This window comes from Thermoanaerobaculia bacterium (assembly GCA_018057705.1).
In the GTDB taxonomy this organism is placed as follows: domain Bacteria; phylum Acidobacteriota; class Thermoanaerobaculia; order Multivoradales; family JAGPDF01; genus JAGPDF01.
In genome coordinates this window covers 1-15,292 of sequence record JAGPDF010000091.1, presented here as the reverse complement: position 1 = coordinate 15,292, position 15,292 = coordinate 1, and the positions used below count along the sequence as shown (strand labels likewise).

Below are 15,292 nucleotides of genomic sequence, written 5' to 3'. Positions count from 1 at the left end.
CCCAGTGACTCAATGGAGCCTTCTGCCGCAGCCGACACGGATGGTGGCAGCGAGCGGGCTCAGAGCACCGCAGGGAGTGAGATGGGAGGAGAGGGCCCCACGAACGACCGAGGAGCGCAGGAGCCCGCTCGCGCACGCGACGACGCTTCAGAGGAACCGAAGCAGTCCGGCACCGACGGTGCGGACTCGAAGCGTGACAAGGCGAAGAAGAAGGGGAAAGACAAGGAGAAGCAGTCCAAGGGTCCGATCGTCCTCTTCGTGGGCCCTCCCGGCGTCGGCAAGACATCGGTCGCCCAGTCGATCGCCCGCTCCATGGGACGCGAGTACGTGCGCATCTCGCTCGGCGGCGCGCGCGACGAAGCCGACATCCGAGGCCATCGCCGCACCTATGTCGGCGCCATGCCTGGCCGCATCCTCCAGGGGATGAAGCAGGCCGGCACCAAGAACCCGGTCTTCCTGCTCGACGAGATCGACAAGCTGGGCGTCTCCTATCAGGGAGACCCCGCCTCGGCGCTCCTCGAGGTGCTCGATCCGGCGCAGAACGACAGCTTCACCGACCACTACCTCGGCGTGCCGTTCGACCTCTCCGAGGTGCTCTTCATCTGCACCGCGAACTACCCGCAGAACATTCCGGGGCCGCTTCTCGACCGCATGGAGATGGTGGAGTTCTCCGGCTATACCGAGTCCGAGAAGGCCGAGATCGCGCGGCGCTACCTCCTGCCGCGCCAGCTCGAGGAGAACGGTCTTGCCGTCGGTCAGCTCACCATTTCGGACGCAGCGCTCGCCGAGCTGATCTCGAACTACACCCACGAAGCCGGAGTGCGCCAGCTCGAGCGCGAGCTCGGCAAGATGTCGCGCAAGGTGGCGCGCAAGGTCGCCGCCCGCGAGTTCGCGGCGATCGAGGTCGGAACAACCGAGGTCCGCGACCTCCTGGGCCGCCCGCGCGTCCACCCCGAGCGCGCCTCACGCCTGGATCAGGTCGGCGTGGCCACCGGCATGTTCTACACCCCGATGGGCGGCGACATCCTCTTCGTCGAGGCGCAGACCATGAAGGGCAAGGGTGACCTCGTCCTCACCGGGCAGTTGGGAGATGTGATGAAGGAGTCGGCGCGCGCCGCCTGGAGCTACGCCCGGGCCCACGCCGGGAAGCTCGGCATCGAGGAGGGGGCGTTCGAGCGCGACCTCCACATCCACGTGCCGGCCGGCGCCATCCCGAAGGACGGGCCGTCCGCGGGTGTCACCATGGCCTCCGCCGTGGTGTCGGTTCTCTCCGGCCGCGCGGTTCGCCACGACCTGGCGATGACGGGCGAGATCACCCTCTCCGGGCGCGTGCTGCCTATCGGCGGCCTCAAGGAGAAGATCCTCGGGGCGGTGCGGGCAGGGATCACCGAGATCCTGCTGCCGAAGGACAACGAGGCCGATCTCGAGGACCTCCCGACCGAGGTGCGTGACCGAATCCGGGTCCATCCGGTCGAGGAGCTGGGCGAGGTGCTGGCGATCGCGCTGCGCGGCGCCAGCCTCCGCGAAGGGCGGCTGCATTTCCAGGACGACGTCACCGGGCCGGGCGCCGTCACCACGGTGACGACGGTCGCCCCGGCAACGCCGGGACCCGCCGGCGAGCTGCGCCATTGAGATTGGGGTCGCGGAGCTAGGAGGCAGGAACGCCGGCCGCGGACGCGGCCGGCGGCAGGAGCCGGCTCTGGACGAGAAAGTCGCGCATCTCGCTCCAGAGCTCTTCCTTTCTTCCGGTCAGCCGGTGGTCGCCGTCTTCGAAGAGGCGCAGGCGGAAGTTGCCTCCCGGCGAACGGGCGACGAAACGGGTCACATCGCGATAGTCCACCGTGTCGTCGAGCTTCCCCTGCAGCACGAGCGTCGGCGTGCGGTAGGAGGCCTGCAGCACCTCGAGATCGTAGCGCCGCAGATCGGTGATCAGACCCCAACCGAGGTCGGACTCGACCAGGGCGTTCGAATAGCGGATCGAGCCCTCCCGCCGCCAGCGCGCGAGCCCCTCCGCCCCGGCCCAGCGTTCGAGGCCGCGCCCCATTCCGACCGCCGGAGCGATCAACAGGCTGGCGAGCACCTGCGCCGGCCGGCGCGCCGCATGCCAGAGCGCCGTGGCGCCACCCATCGACGAACCGATCAAGACCACCGCGCCCAACCCCTGGCTGGCGAGAAAGTCGTGCACGGCGCCCAGGTCCTCGAGATTCCTGCTGAACGTGAGATCGCGCATGGTGCCGCCCGACTCGCCGTGACCCTGAAAGTCGAACGAACAGAACGGGATTCCGTCCGCCAGCGCGCGCTCGCGGAAGAAGTCGGCCTTCTCGCCGCTCTGCGCCGAGCCGAAACCGTGCAGGTAGAGATAGGCGAAACGCGCGGGGCGCTCGCCAGCTTGCCGGACCGGCCGGGCCAGCCGCACCGCGAGGTGCGACGGCTCGCCGTCCACGCCCGCCACCGGCAGCCGCGCGCGTACCTCGCCGTCCGCCGTCGCTTCGATCACTCGTTTCACTTGCGTCCCTGGATGCGCTGTTCGAGCTCCACCTGCAACTCGCGGGCGCGGGCGCACAGTTGTTCCTGGCGACAGTCGGCGAGCAGCCGCGTGAGAGCCTCCCGCGCCTCCTCCAGCCTGCCGGCGTTCACTTGCGCTACGGCGGCGTTGAAACCCTCGGCCTCCGATCTGTCGCGCCTCGATTCCTCCAACGTCGCGATCTGGCGGGCGAGAAACTCCTTTCCCTCGGGAGTCGCCACCATCGGCTGGGCCTCGACGAACGCGGCGATGGCACCGTCCAGATCACCCGCCGCAGCCGCGCGGTTCGCAGCCTCGATCGCGGCATCGATCGCGCGAGCAGCCTCGGCCCGCGCCACCGACTCGCGAGCCTGCGCCAGGAGCGCCGGCTCGGCAAGGCGCCGCAGGCGGCCCTCCACCAGGGCGCGCGCCTGCACCAATTGACCGGCTCCGAGGTGCGCGAGAACCCGGTTGTAGACGATGTCGGATCGCTCCGGGAGGCGCAGTTGCGCCTCGGCCAGGGCGGCGACTGCCACCATGTACTCCCCCTGCGCCAGCGCGGCGCGACCCCGGAGCGCGGCGGCCTCCCCGAACTCCGGTGCCAGTGCCAACGCCTGTTCCGCCGAGTGTCGCGCCGGGCCGGCGGCCGCCTTGCGATCTCCGGCGGCACTCCCTTCGGCGAGTTGCCAGTTGCCGATGTGAACCCAAGAGGTCGCGCGCCGGAGCTCGCTCGCGAGCGCGCGGCGATAGCTCGACGCGGCGGCCGCCGGGTCGTTCCGGAGCTCGGCGATCCAGCCCGCGAGCGCCCAGGCATCGCCGTTTCCCGGCTGCTCGGCGACCGCGGCATCGAGATGAGCCTGGGCAAACGCGAGATGCCGCATGCTCGCCGGCAGTCCGGCGAGAAGCGTCAGGGCCTCGGGGCGCGGCAGCGCGCGCGCCGCCCCGACAGAACTCGGCGGCAATCCGGCGATGGTGACACGCTGATAGTCGAACGCCGGCTGCGCAGCGTAGAGCCGTACTCGGCCCTCGAACTTGTCGACCTCGACGCCGAAGGCGCCGAGAAAAGCGGCCCCCTGCTCCTCGCCGGCATCGAGCCGGCGCAGGAAGTCGGCGGTGCGCGGGTGCCCGTCGGGAGTGCCGTAGAGCAGGTGGTGGACGAGCGCCCAGGACTGCGCCTCGAAGATCGACCGCTTCTCCACCGCGTATCCCGGACTCTCCGGGGTCATGCCGAGGATCTCGCGCAGCGGCAGGAGCGGCGCGCTGCGCAGCAGCTTGAGATTCTCGGCCGAAGGGCGCCCGATGTCGGCGACGCCGTCTTCGATCCGGAAGGTACCGTAGAGCTCGCTAAGGCCTTCGCTCAACCAGAGAGGCGTCGAAGGATAGTTCGAGCGGATGAAGTGCGCGGCGTAGCCCTCGAGCACCACCGCCATGCCGTTTCCCTGTTCGGGATAGGCGTTCACAGCGAAGTAGTCCCCGAACTGGGAGGTCTGGAAAGCTCCGACCCACTTCACATCCGGCGGGTCGGGGCTGACCTTGTAGGGATCGAAGGAACGGTCGTTGGTGAAGGCGACGAACAGGGTCGGGACCGGTGACACCGGACTGGCCGTGGCCTTGAGCTGGAGGAGTGTCGCGCGAAACCGCTCGAGCGTCTCGGCGATCTCGGCGAGCTTCTTCGCCTGGACGTTGCCGATGACGGTGAAACTCGGCGACTCGCAGAGCAGCCAGGTCTCTTTCGCCGGCGGCAGCTTCGCCGACGCCGGTCGTTCCGCGGCGCCGCCTGGAGAAGCGACGAGCGCCGTCATCACCGTCACCACGAGCCAGCCTCGGAAACCGATCTTCATGACCGCCCTCTTTTCCTGCCGGAGTCTGACGCAAAGTCTGGCAGGGCCCCGCACGGGTCGCAAACCGGCAGCCTCCGGCGCTAGACTGTCGCCATGGCTCCGGGTCCGGCGGCACCGTTCATCGAGAAGACGATCTCGCGGCTGAAGTTTCCGCAGGCCTTCGCCTTCTTCGTGGCGCTCTTTGTCTTCGACCTCGTCATCCCGGACTTCGTGCCGTTCATCGACGAGATCCTGCTCGGTCTGGGCGCCGCGCTCTTCGGCATGTGGCGCGAGCGCGCGGTCGTTCCCCGCCCGTCCGCGGCGAATCCAGCGGCTCCCCGGGCGGCCGACAAGCCCCCGATGAAGAACGTCACCCCCGGCGACTGAGCGGGCGAGTCCGCCCGTCAGAACTTCGCCGACGCTCCGCCGCCACCGAAGTCTCCGCCGCCCCCGGCGAAGCTCTCCCCTTCCGGGCTGCCCCCAGCGAGCGCATTCCCTTCGGCGCCTGGCGCTGGAACCACTCGCGCGGCCGGGGTGAACGCCGCCAGGATCGCCACCAGTTCGAGTGTCTGCAGACTCTCCCGGTCTTCCGCGAGGGAGAGCGCTGTCAGTCCCCGCCACTCTGCGCCCGGGCGCCGGGAAGAGAGCTTTCGCGCTGCCATTGCCAGTGCAGCCAGCGAAGCACCGACGAGCAGCAAAACCAGCCAGAGCGGGCGCGGCTCCCAGCGCACGGCGAAGCTCACAGCGGTCGCAAGCGCGAGGAGCAGCCCGAGGACGATCGCCGGTCGGAACCGGTTGCGAGCTCCCAGCAACAACAGCACCAGGGGCACAACGGCCATCGCCGCCAAGCTCGCGACGACCGCCAGACGGCTCGCGGGCTCCGGCGTCCCGCCTCCCGACCAGTAGGCGCCGCTCTCGAGGAAACGAATGAAGGTGAAGAATCGATCCTCGATGACCATGTCGTGAACCGCGAGATAGAACGCCACTCCGAAGACAATGAAGGCCTCGCCGAAGCGCTTCCGGTGCTCGGGCGAGATGTGCGATGCGGTCGCCAAGACTCCGAGCGGCCAGATGACGAAACCGCCGACCAGAAGCCAGAGCAGGTGGTTCCAGGGCCCCTGAGACAGTCCGACGAAGATCGAAGATGCAGCCACGGCCCCCATGCCTGGTGTCGCCCAACGCCAGGCGATCCCTGTTGCGACAAAGGCCGTCGCCCAGGCACTCGCGATGCAGAGGAGCGCGAATCCAGGCGCGAGTCCTTGGCTTAGTCCCCACATCGCGCCGCCCACGAAGTAGCTCAGCCCGATCCAGGCGCACGCCTCTTCGATGCCGAAGCGTCGCAGCTTCATCGTCCCGGTGAGCACCTCGACCGCGGCGAGCATCGCTGCGCCGGTGAGCATGTTCACGCCAGCGAAGATCACGGAATCGTCCCAATTGACGCCGAAAGCCGAGAGGAAGGCCAGCCCGAAGCCGTAGGCGGCCGAGAATCCGAACCAGGTGAAGATGAAGAACAGAACGCGGAAGATCGTCGACGTGCGAACGCGGTCGTCGGCGTAGAGCGCAGCGATGGCGGTCTCGGTCGCGGCATCGATCTCGCCGGCCTTGCGCCAGGCGCTGGCGGCCCGGCGGACGAGGAAGTTGCGGTCGGCCGCGGCGATCTCGGGTCTCATGCCGCCTCCACCCGGAAGCGCCGCTGCACGATCCAGAGCAGCGCGACCATGCCCAGCGAGCTGCCGGCGAACCAGAAACAGCCGCAACCGGCCTCGAAGATCAGCTCGAACGCGAGTCGCGAAATGCCGGCGTAGACGCCCAGCGCTCCGAGTGCGAACAGTCCGAAACGCCGCGCCCGCAGTGCCAGGCCGGCCAGCCCGGCCGCGGAGGCGACGAAGACGATCGCCCAGAGGAACCAGTTCTCCTGCGGGTCGAGCGCGAACAGTCCGAGGCCCGAGAGCAGCGCGAGAGAGCCCAGAAAGGTCGTGAGGGGTTCGAAATGCCGCTTGCGGTCGAAGTGCCGCATCGCGAAACCGAGCGCTACGAACGCCAGGCCGCAGAGAAGCAACTCGAGTCGCAGGGCGGACTCCGGCCGGCCCCGGAGCTCGAACAGCCCTTGCGCCACCGAGCTCGCCGCGACACCGCGCCAGGCGGCGAAGGTCGAGAGCGCGAGCGACCAGAGGAGGCGCGAATCGCAACGCACGGCGAAAACGCCGGTCACCAGGGTCATGACCAGCAGGTGGTAGCTCCAGGCATCGCCGAGCGGAGTGAACTTGGCCTCGATGTAGGCGAGATCGGCGCCGAGCAGGAGGATGCCGAGGAGCAGCAGGAAGTCGAACGTCCAGTCGGTCGACTCGGCGCGCTGCCAGCGGAAAGGCAGGGCGTGGGCGAGCGTCCAGCCGAGACAGGCAACGGCGGCCAGGCCGATCGCAACGGCGATCGCGAGTGGACCGATGCGCTCCAGATTCTCCTTGACGAGGAGCGACACTCCGGCGGCCAGTGCCAGCACTCCGACGTAGAGCAGAGCGCGCAGCTCGCCGCGGATCGAGAGCAGCTCGCCGCGCGCCGAGCGCAGCAGCGGCGCGGCGGTGGCGGGCGCGAGCAGGCCCCTCTCCACCAGTTTCGGGATCGCTTCGGCAACTTCAGGGGAACGCATCGAAGGCGCCATCCTACCGCCCGCGAGGGTGGGCGGGCGAGAAATCCGCTCTGCTAGCATCCCTCGCGTGTCGCTTCCCCACGCCCTTCGGTCGACTTTCGATCTCGCTATCCCGAGCCCAGGAAAAGGCTCGAACAAGGTAGAGCGGCGGCGCTGGGTCCTCGGTGGGTTGAGCGCTCTGGCGATCGCCGGGCTGGCCGCATTCCACGCCGCGCTTCTCGCCGGGCGCCTCGCCGATGCAAGCATCGCGCATCCCGAAGTGCTCTTGCAGTGGGTCGGCGCCCTTCTGCTCGGAGCCGGGGCCTGGGCGCTCCGCCGGCAGGGCGCCTCACTGGTCTCCGGACGCGGCGCGCTGGTCTTCTGGCTGCTCGTGCTCCTGCTGCATGTCGGCTTCGGCAGCGGCCTGGCACCGACCGGCGAGCAGACCGGGAGCTCGCGCGAGCTGCTCCTGCTGCTGCCGTTCGCCACCTTTACACTCTCCGCTACGAGCGCCACGACCCGTGGCCTCTCCAGCCGCGTCCGCCGGCCCTGGGAGCTGCCGCACGCTCTCATCGCCAGCCGGCTTCGCTTCCCCAGCCTCGACCCCTGTCCCGCCACCTCATCGGCGGGCGCCGGGCCGGATCGTTTCTCTCCCCGCCCTCCGCCGCACTCCTGAGCACGCCCGTCGTGCTTCCGGCGTCACGGCCTCCGGGTGTTCCGGTGGCGTGCGCCGCCGGACGTCGTGAGCGCCCGCCATCCGGGCGATCTGACTGCATGACTCCCGCTTCCGGGAGTCGATCCGAACGGCGCCCGCTGCCGGGCGCCGCGTCGAGGAGAGCCGCATGAGACTCAACCGCTTCGCTGCCTTCGCCTTCTTCATCACCCTGTCGATCGTCACTCTTCCTTTACCAGTCCTTTCGCAGGAGCCTGCACCGCCGCCCGCCGAAGCCCCTCCAGCCTCTGAAGCCACTGCGGCCACAGCCAAAGCCGTCGCCGCGCCCGCCGGCGAGACGGCGGCCGCGGAGCCGGAGGGCTCGTTCTTCGACTCCACGACCGTCACGGCACTCGGCCGCGAGGCCGACGTCTTTCAGGTTTCGACCCCGGTCACGGTGATCCAGGAGCTCGAAATCGCGCGCCGCATGCCGAACAACGCCGCCGACCTGCTGCGCGAGGAGCCCGGGGTGGACGTCAACGGCGTCGGCGTCAACCAGGCCCGCCCCGTGATCCGCGGCCAGCGCGGCCTGCGCATTCTCTTCATGGAGGACGGCCTGCGCATGAACAACGCGCGGCGCCAGACCGACTTCGGCGAGCTCTCGGCGCTGGTCGACGTTGACGACGTCTCGTCGGTCGAGGTCGTGCGCGGCCCGATGTCCGTGCTCTACGGCAGCGATGCCATCGGCGGCGTGCTCAACCTGGTCACCAAGCCGGCCTTCACTCCTGGCGGCCGCAACTTCGGCGTCGATGCCGACCTGCGATACGGCTCGGCGGGCGAGCTTGCACGAGGTCACGCCGGCGTTCGCGGGCAGTCCGGACGCTCGCGCTTCTCGCTCTCCGCCTCCTATCGCGACGCCGAGGACTACGAGTCGGCAGCCGGCAGCTACGGCGACATCGAGCTCGACGAAGAGGCCACGGTTCTCGACTCCGGAGTGCAGGACGACAGCCTCTTCGGCGTCTTCACCTTCGACTTCACCGACCAGCAATCGCTGACCGTGAAGCACCGGCGCTATCATGCCGGCCAGACCGGCTTCGGTCTCGTCGATCCGTCCCTGGTCGGCGGCGACGAGGAGTTCCAGATCCGCATCACCTACCCCTACCAGGATTTCGACCGCACGACGCTCGCCTACGCCGCCTCCGGCTTCGACAACTTCCTGCTCGACAGCCTCGACGCCCAGATCTACTTCCAGAACAACGAGCGCGAGCTCGCCAACGACATCTCGATCAACATCGGGCCGATCTTTCCGGGTGCTCCGGACTCCGCCGTCGACTCCGACACCCTGAACTACACCGACCTGCAGTCGGTGGGCTTCCGGGCGCAGGGCGTGAAGGTCGTCGGTGGCAAGCAGGTCCTGACCTGGGGAGTGGAGGGCTTTGAGGACGACTCGACGAACACCGACCATTCGGTGACGACCACCACGATCCGCTTCCCCTTCCCGCCGTTCGCGCGCGAGCAGGTGACCGAAGACAACGTGGCCAACGCGCCGAACGCCGAGAACCGCTCCTACGGCCTCTTCCTGCAGGACGAAGTGCCGGTGGGCGATCGTCTGAAGCTCGTCGCCGGAGCGCGCTGGCAGAAGGTCGAGACCCGTGCGCAGCCGACACCGGGCTGGGACGTCTCGGACCTCGATTTCTCGGACGACAACCTGGTCGGCGCGATCAACTTCCTCTATCAGGCGACCGAATCGCTCAATCTCATCGCTTCGTGGGGAACCTCGTTCCGGGCGCCGAACATCATCGAGCGGCTTTTCAACGGCGTCACTCCCGAAGGCTCGGGCTATCAGATTCTCAACCCTGACCTCACCTCGGAGACCGGCGAGAACTTCGACCTGGGTTTCAAGTATCGCCGCCGCGACGCCTGGATGGAGGCGGTCTGGTTCCGCACCGATCTCGAGGACGGCATCATCCAGGATTTCCTCTCCCCGGAGGAGATCGCCGCCCTACCCCCGGACGTCCGGGCGGACATCATCGCGAGCGGCGCCCAGTTCGTCGTGCAGCAGCGCAACGTGGATCAGCTGCAGTACGAAGGGATCGAGGTCGCGTTCGGCTTTCGCATCCGCGACAGCTTCGCGGTGGGAGGGAACTACACCCACCTCACAGGCAAGCGCACCGGACAGGCCGCCGTTCCGGTGGACGACCAGTACAACGACAAGGTGAACGCTTTCGTGCGCTACGAGCCACGGGGCGGAAGGTGGTGGGCGGAGTACAACGTGCGCCACAACGCCAGCGCCGACATTACACTGGAGCCCGGCGAGCCGGCCCCGGCGGTGGGAAACACACTGCCCGCGTTCACGATCCACGGGCTGGGCGGAGGGGTGATCCTCTTCCAGCGTGAGTCGCACGAGCATTCGCTGACCTTCGGAGTCGAAAATTTCACCGACGAGCTCTATGCCGAGTTCTCGAACGCGACCTTCTTTCGTCCGGAACCGGGGCGGAACTTCACCGCGAGCTACCGCGTCAAGTTCTGAATCGCGGTCAGTCGAGGCAGTCGGCGAGGGTGAGCCAGAGACCGTCGCCCGGCACCAGCCGGGCGGCGTAGATGTTGCCGGGAAGGTAGTACTCCGGAGCCGGATCGTCGGGCTCGGTATGCGGCGGGATTCCGGTCTGTGGCATGTAGGTGACGCCGGGAATCCGGCTCTTCAGCTCCGCCACAAGTTCCGCGCTCTTCGCGGTCACCTGGTAGCCCTCGAAGTGGACGTAGATCGACTGGAGCTTCGCGCCCGGCTTGGCGGAGGGAAAGCCGAGCGTCAGACGGAGCGTGCCGCGCTCCACGCCCACCAGGTAGGCCTTGCAGCCGGAATCCGACGGCTTGCCCTCGCCGCCCTGCATCGCCAGAGTGAGCCCGGTCCGGCGCTCCACCTGGACGATCGACATGCCGAGGGAGATGCCGTCCCATCCGGCCTTGCCTTTCTCGAACTCGAGCTGGGCCAGGGGCGTCTCCGTCGCCTGCGCCAGCAGCGATCCGGCCAGAAGTGCCCCAGCGATGCCGTGCCCCCACCGAGTCATCCTCATTCACCCCCCCGCTTCTCACGGCGACGCAGGCCAGCGCCGCGGCTGCCACAACCCGATACGGAGCGAAGGATAGTCGTGTTTCAACCCGGTTGAATGCCGCGGCGCGGCAAGTGTCGCGCTAGAATGCAGGCCACGGAACGGGAGGCTTCAGCGGCATGGCGCAGATCATTTACACGATGAAGAAGTTGCGCAAGACGACACCCCAGGGCAAGGAGATCCTGAAGGGGATCTGGCTGTCCTTCTACGACGGCGCGAAGATCGGCGTCCTCGGACACAACGGCGCCGGCAAGTCGACGCTCCTGCGCATCATGGCCGGCCTCGACAAGGACTACGACGGCGAGGCCTTCCTCTCCGAGGGCTACACCGTCGGGTTCCTGCAGCAGGAGCCACAGCTCGACCCGGCGAAGAACGTCCTCCAGCATGTCGAGGACGCGGTTTCGGGGAAGAAGGCGGTGCTGGCGCGCTACGAAGAGCTGTCGATGAACTACTCCGACGAGACCGCCGACGAGTTCTCGCGCCTGCAGGACCGGATCGACCACGAGAATCTCTGGGAGCTCGATCGCCAGCTCGAGATCGCCATGGATGCCCTGCGGCTGCCGCCGCCGGATGCAGACGTTTCGAAGCTCTCCGGCGGCGAACGCCGCCGCGTGGCGCTCTGCCAGATCCTCCTGCGCAAGCCCGACATGCTGCTCCTCGACGAGCCGACGAACCATCTCGACGCCGAGTCGGTCGCCTGGCTGGAGCGTCACCTCGCCGAGTACAAGGGGACCGTCGTCGCCGTCACCCACGACCGCTACTTCCTCGACAACGTCGCCGGCTGGATCCTCGAGCTCGACCGCGGCGCCGGCATCCCGTGGGAGGGCAACTACTCCTCCTGGCTGGCGCAGAAGGACGCGCGCCTCGCCCAGGAGGAGAAGGAGTCCTCCACCCGCCGCCGGACGCTGCAGCACGAGCTCGAGTGGATCCAGCTCTCGCCGCGCGCCCGCCACGCCAAGGGCAAGGCGCGCATCAACGACTACGAGAAGCTCCTCGCCGAGGAGCAGGCGCAGGAGTCGCGCCGCGACCCCAACGAGATTCACATCCCCCCCGGCCCACGGCTGGGAGACCTCGTCGTCGAGGCGAAATCGCTCTCGAAGGCCTACGGCGACAACGTGCTGATGGACAAGCTCTCGTTCATCCTGCCTCGCGGCGGCATCGTCGGCGTCATCGGCCCCAACGGCGCCGGCAAGACGACCCTCTTCCGGATGATCGTCGGCCAGGAGAAGCCCGACGCGGGAGAGCTGCGGATCGGCGAGACGGTGGCGCTCGCCTACGTCGACCAGAGCCGCGAGACCCTCTCCGGGACCAATACCCTCTGGGAGGAGCTCTCGGACGGCGGCAAGGACCTGATCCTCATCGGCAAGAAAGAGGTCAACTCGCGCGCCTACTGCGCGGCGTTCAACTTCCGCGGCGCCGACCAGCAGAAGAAGGTGCGGGACCTGTCGGGCGGCGAGCGCAATCGGCTCCACCTCGCCAAGATCCTGAAGAGCGGCGGCAACCTCCTGCTGCTCGACGAGCCGACCAACGACCTCGACGTCGATACGCTGCGCGCGCTCGAGGATGCACTTCTGGAGTTCGCCGGCTGCGCGGTCGTCATCAGCCACGATCGCTGGTTCCTCGACCGCATCGCGACCCATATTCTGGCCTTCGAGGGCGACTCCGAGGTGGTCTGGTTCGAAGGCAACTACCAGGATTACGAAGCCGACCGCAAGCGCCGGCTCGGCGCCGACGCCGACCAGCCCCACCGGCTCAAGTACCGGAAGCTGGTGCACTGATCGGAGCGCGGGCCTACGGCCGCTCTTCCTCCCGGTGGGCGCTCGCCGGCCGCCTGCGCGGCTTGGGGATGCAATCGGCTAGGATCGCACCCAGCCGATGATCATCGCCGTCGTCAGTCGGAAGGGCGGAGTGGGCAAGACGACCAGCGTCGTCAGCCTGGCAGGGGCTCTTGCGCGCCTGGGAAAGCGGGTTCTGGTCGTCGATCTCGACTCCCAGGCCTCGGCTTCGCTCAGCCTCGGCATCGCGCGCGGGGAGCTCGCGCCTTCGATCCACGACGTCCTCTTTCGCAAGCTTCCCGCCGCCCAGGCGATCCGCTCGACCCTGACGCCGGGAGTCGATCTCCTCACCGCCTCCGCCGACCTGATGCACGCCGACGTCGAGCTCGCGCCGGTGCGCAATCGCGAAACGAAGCTGCGTGAGGTACTGGCGCCCGTGGCGGGCTCCTACGACTGGATCCTGCTCGACTGCCCACCGTCGTTCAACACCCTGGCGCAGAGCGCGCTCGTCGCGTGCGACCATTTCATCGTACCGGCCGTGCCGCACTTTCTCGCCTTCGACGGCATCCAGCCGCTCATCGAGGCCGCCGCACGGCTCGCCGGGCGGTACGGCAGGAGCAGCGGTTTTCTCGGCGTGCTCCTCACCATGGTCGACAACCGCACCAAGTCGGCGCGCGCCCAGGCGTCGGCGCTGCGCGAGAAGCTGGGCGACAAGGTCTTCGACTGCGAGATCCCCGTGAACGTTCGACTTGCAGAGGCGCCGGAGAGCGGCCAGACAATCTTCCAGTGGTACCCGCAGGCCGCCGGGGCGCACGCCTACCGGCTTGCTGCGGTGGAGCTGCTCCACCGCACCGGCCAGGAGCCTGCCGACGCGGAGGCCGGCGAGCCGGCCCGGATGCCCGAAGCCCTGCCCGCACCCGCCGCGATCGGCCCCGCGGCCCTTCCTCTCGCCGCCGGTCTGCCGGCGGCGGCAGCGGGCGCCGTGGCGCTTAAGGCACCGGCGCCGGCGCTCGAAACGACGGCCGAGGCCGCACCGCAGCTCGACGCCGACGAAACGGCCGGCTCGCCGATCAACTGAGGCGGAGACGGTCGCGGCCGGCGGAGTCCGCTACTCCAGCTCCTCGGCTTCGATCGATTTCCTGAGCAACACACGCGGCAGATTGAGCTCGCGCGCCTGGCGTTCGAGCTCGGCCAGATCGCCGCTCTTGAGCTCCAGGAGTTGCCTTTCGAGCCCCAGGAGCAGCGCTTCGAGCTCCGCTGCGACCTCCTTCATCCCCTGCGTCGGCGCGCCTTCGCCCCAGAGGGCGGAGATGTAGAGGAAGGTCAGGTTCGAATGCAGCTGCGTGCCGCCGCGCTGGGCGAGAATGTCGTAGACGATCTCCGCCCGCGGGTTGTGGAAGCGGGCCTCGAGCGCCGCCGCGATCTCGCCTGCCCGTTTCGCCGCCTGGATCAGCCCCGCGGCGCGCCCGTCTCCAGCCAGCCGTTTCGCGAGGTCGCGGGTCTGCGCCTGAATCTCGCGCAACTCGCCGACGCCGGCCACGACGCGATCGACGTCGGCGCGGAGCTCGAGCGCGAAGTCGAGCTGCGCCGCGAGGTCGGCGGCGCTCACCCGCGAGCGCGGGTCGGCGAGGACGTTGAGAACGGTCTCTTCCGTCCGACCGCCGGCCGTGAGACGGAGACGGTAGGTGCCGGGAATCGCCAGCGGTCCGACGGTCGGATCTCCCAGATCGACCTTGGCGTTCTCGAGCCGCCGCGCGCCCTCCCAGCGCAGGTCCCAGATGGCACGATGGAGACCCGCCGCCGTCTGAAGCACGGCCTCCGGCTCTTTCATCGGCTCGTCCGGGTCGTCCTGGGGATAGATCTGCGGCTCCGGGATGCTCGAGAGTCTGCGCACCCTGCGGCCTTCGCCGTCGAAGACCTCGAGAATCACCTCGCCCTCGGCCTTCGTTGCCAGCGAGTAGTGGACGATCGCTCCACGCGGCGGGTTCTCCCCCACCGCCTCGGCGCTCCACCCGTTCTGGAGCTGGAGCCGCTCGGCCGGTCGGGTCGGGAAGAGACGAAGAGGCTGAGCGGCGGCTTCGCTGCCCCAGGCACGCACGGCGGAGAGATCGTCGAGGATCCACAGCGAGCGTCCGCTCGTCGCGACGACCAGGTCGCCGTTCTTCACCTCGAGGTCGGTGACCACGACCGGCGGCAGGTTGAGTTTGAAGGCCTCCCAGCGGTCGCCGCCGTCGCGCGACAGGAAGAGCCCGAAGCGCGTCCCGGCGTAGAGCAGGCCCGGCACCACCGGGTCCTCGCGAACCACGAGGACGTAGGCCGTAGGCGGTAGACCCTGGATGGCGAGATCCCAGGTCAGACCGCCGTCCCGGGTGCGGAAGACGTAGGGGCGCAGGTCGTCGAGCCGATGGGCGTCGACCGCGATCCAGGCGGTGCCGGCGGTGGCGCCCGAAAGGGCGATCGACTCGACCGTCGCCCACTCCGGCATACCCGAGGGGGTGATGTTCGCCCAGTTCGCTCCGCCGTCGCGCGTCACGTGCACCAGCCCGTCGTCGGTCCCGGCCCAGAGCTCGCCTTCGGCATGAGGCGACTCGGCGAGCGAAAAGATGGTGTCGTAGATCTCGACCCCGGTGTTGTCGCCGGTGATCGGCCCGCCCGACCACTGCTGCTTCTCCTTGTCGTTGCGGGTGAGGTCGGGCGAGACCTGCTGCCAGGTCTCGCCGCCGTCCGCCGAGCGCAGGAGGACGTTCGAGCCGTGGTAGATCACACCGGGCTCCCGGCGCGAGGCGAGGAGCGGCGCCGTCCACTG

At 68.7% G+C, this 15,292-nt stretch carries 12 protein-coding genes; 6 read left to right on the top strand and 6 right to left on the bottom strand.

Features of this window, described 5'->3' with window-relative positions; translation table 11 throughout:
* The coding region (gene lon, locus KBI44_19025; protein MBP9146579.1) for an endopeptidase La at positions 1-1,632 on the top strand (1,632 nt) is incomplete at its 5' end.
* Positions 1,633-1,648: 16 nt separating this feature from the next.
* On the opposite strand, the gene KBI44_19020 is transcribed toward lon, so the two are convergent.
* Entirely contained in the window at positions 1,649-2,506 is an 858-nt protein-coding gene (locus KBI44_19020) for an alpha/beta fold hydrolase (protein MBP9146578.1), read from the bottom strand.
* Entirely contained in the window at positions 2,503-4,344 is a 1,842-nt protein-coding gene (locus tag KBI44_19015; protein MBP9146577.1) for a hypothetical protein, read from the bottom strand. The genes KBI44_19020 and KBI44_19015 overlap by 4 nt, the downstream gene beginning before the upstream one ends.
* Positions 4,345-4,437: 93 nt before the next feature.
* Here KBI44_19015 and KBI44_19010 point away from each other — a divergent pair, with 93 nt between their 5' ends.
* Positions 4,438-4,710, top strand: coding sequence for a hypothetical protein (locus KBI44_19010; GenBank protein MBP9146576.1), 273 nt, complete (start codon positions 4,438-4,440; stop codon positions 4,708-4,710).
* Positions 4,711-4,727: 17 nt separating this feature from the next.
* Here the strand turns inward: KBI44_19010 and KBI44_19005 are convergent, their stop codons facing one another.
* Entirely contained in the window at positions 4,728-5,993 is a 1,266-nt protein-coding gene (locus KBI44_19005) for a hypothetical protein (protein ID MBP9146575.1), read from the bottom strand.
* Positions 5,990-6,970 carry a DUF2157 domain-containing protein gene (locus KBI44_19000; GenBank protein ID MBP9146574.1) on the bottom strand — a complete coding sequence of 327 codons (981 nt, stop codon included), beginning with the start codon at positions 6,968-6,970 and terminating at the stop codon, positions 5,990-5,992. The genes KBI44_19005 and KBI44_19000 overlap by 4 nt, the downstream gene beginning before the upstream one ends.
* A gap of 67 nt (positions 6,971-7,037) precedes the next feature.
* Here KBI44_19000 and KBI44_18995 point away from each other — a divergent pair, with 67 nt between their 5' ends.
* Complete coding sequence (locus KBI44_18995) at positions 7,038-7,625, top strand: hypothetical protein (protein ID MBP9146573.1); 588 nt, start codon at positions 7,038-7,040, stop codon at positions 7,623-7,625.
* Positions 7,626-7,791: 166 nt separating this feature from the next.
* On the top strand, positions 7,792-10,131 hold the full coding sequence (locus KBI44_18990) for a TonB-dependent receptor (GenBank protein MBP9146572.1): 2,340 nt from the start codon (positions 7,792-7,794) through the stop codon (positions 10,129-10,131).
* Positions 10,132-10,138: 7 nt separating this feature from the next.
* Here the strand turns inward: KBI44_18990 and KBI44_18985 are convergent, their stop codons facing one another.
* On the bottom strand, positions 10,139-10,675 hold the full coding sequence (locus KBI44_18985; GenBank protein MBP9146571.1) for a hypothetical protein: 537 nt from the start codon (positions 10,673-10,675) through the stop codon (positions 10,139-10,141).
* A gap of 155 nt (positions 10,676-10,830) precedes the next feature.
* Between KBI44_18985 and ettA the strand changes: the two genes are divergently transcribed.
* Together ettA and KBI44_18975 are read left to right on the top strand one after the other, a co-directional pair.
* Positions 10,831-12,489 (top strand): energy-dependent translational throttle protein EttA, encoded by a 1,659-nt coding sequence (ettA, locus tag KBI44_18980; protein MBP9146570.1) that lies wholly within the window; start codon positions 10,831-10,833, stop codon positions 12,487-12,489.
* 97 nt (positions 12,490-12,586) lie between these two features.
* On the top strand, positions 12,587-13,564 hold the full coding sequence (locus KBI44_18975) for a ParA family protein (GenBank protein MBP9146569.1): 978 nt from the start codon (positions 12,587-12,589) through the stop codon (positions 13,562-13,564).
* A gap of 30 nt (positions 13,565-13,594) precedes the next feature.
* Here KBI44_18975 and KBI44_18970 read toward each other — a convergent pair.
* Positions 13,595-15,292 (bottom strand): glycosyl hydrolase (locus KBI44_18970; GenBank protein MBP9146568.1); only part of this gene is annotated, 1,698 nt, incomplete at its 5' end.

Coding starts and splice junctions, on each gene's coding strand:
- KBI44_19015 (MBP9146577.1), bottom strand. CDS start 4,344: ATGAAGATCGGTTTCCGAGGCTGGCTCGTGGTGACGGTGATGACGGCG.
- KBI44_19010 (MBP9146576.1), top strand. CDS start 4,438: ATGGCTCCGGGTCCGGCGGCACCGTTCATCGAGAAGACGATCTCGCGG.
- KBI44_19005 (MBP9146575.1), bottom strand. CDS start 5,993: ATGAGACCCGAGATCGCCGCGGCCGACCGCAACTTCCTCGTCCGCCGG.
- KBI44_19000 (MBP9146574.1), bottom strand. CDS start 6,970: ATGCGTTCCCCTGAAGTTGCCGAAGCGATCCCGAAACTGGTGGAGAGG.
- KBI44_18990 (MBP9146572.1), top strand. CDS start 7,792: ATGAGACTCAACCGCTTCGCTGCCTTCGCCTTCTTCATCACCCTGTCG.
- KBI44_18985 (MBP9146571.1), bottom strand. CDS start 10,675: ATGAGGATGACTCGGTGGGGGCACGGCATCGCTGGGGCACTTCTGGCC.
- ettA (MBP9146570.1), top strand. CDS start 10,831: ATGGCGCAGATCATTTACACGATGAAGAAGTTGCGCAAGACGACACCC.
- KBI44_18975 (MBP9146569.1), top strand. CDS start 12,587: ATGATCATCGCCGTCGTCAGTCGGAAGGGCGGAGTGGGCAAGACGACC.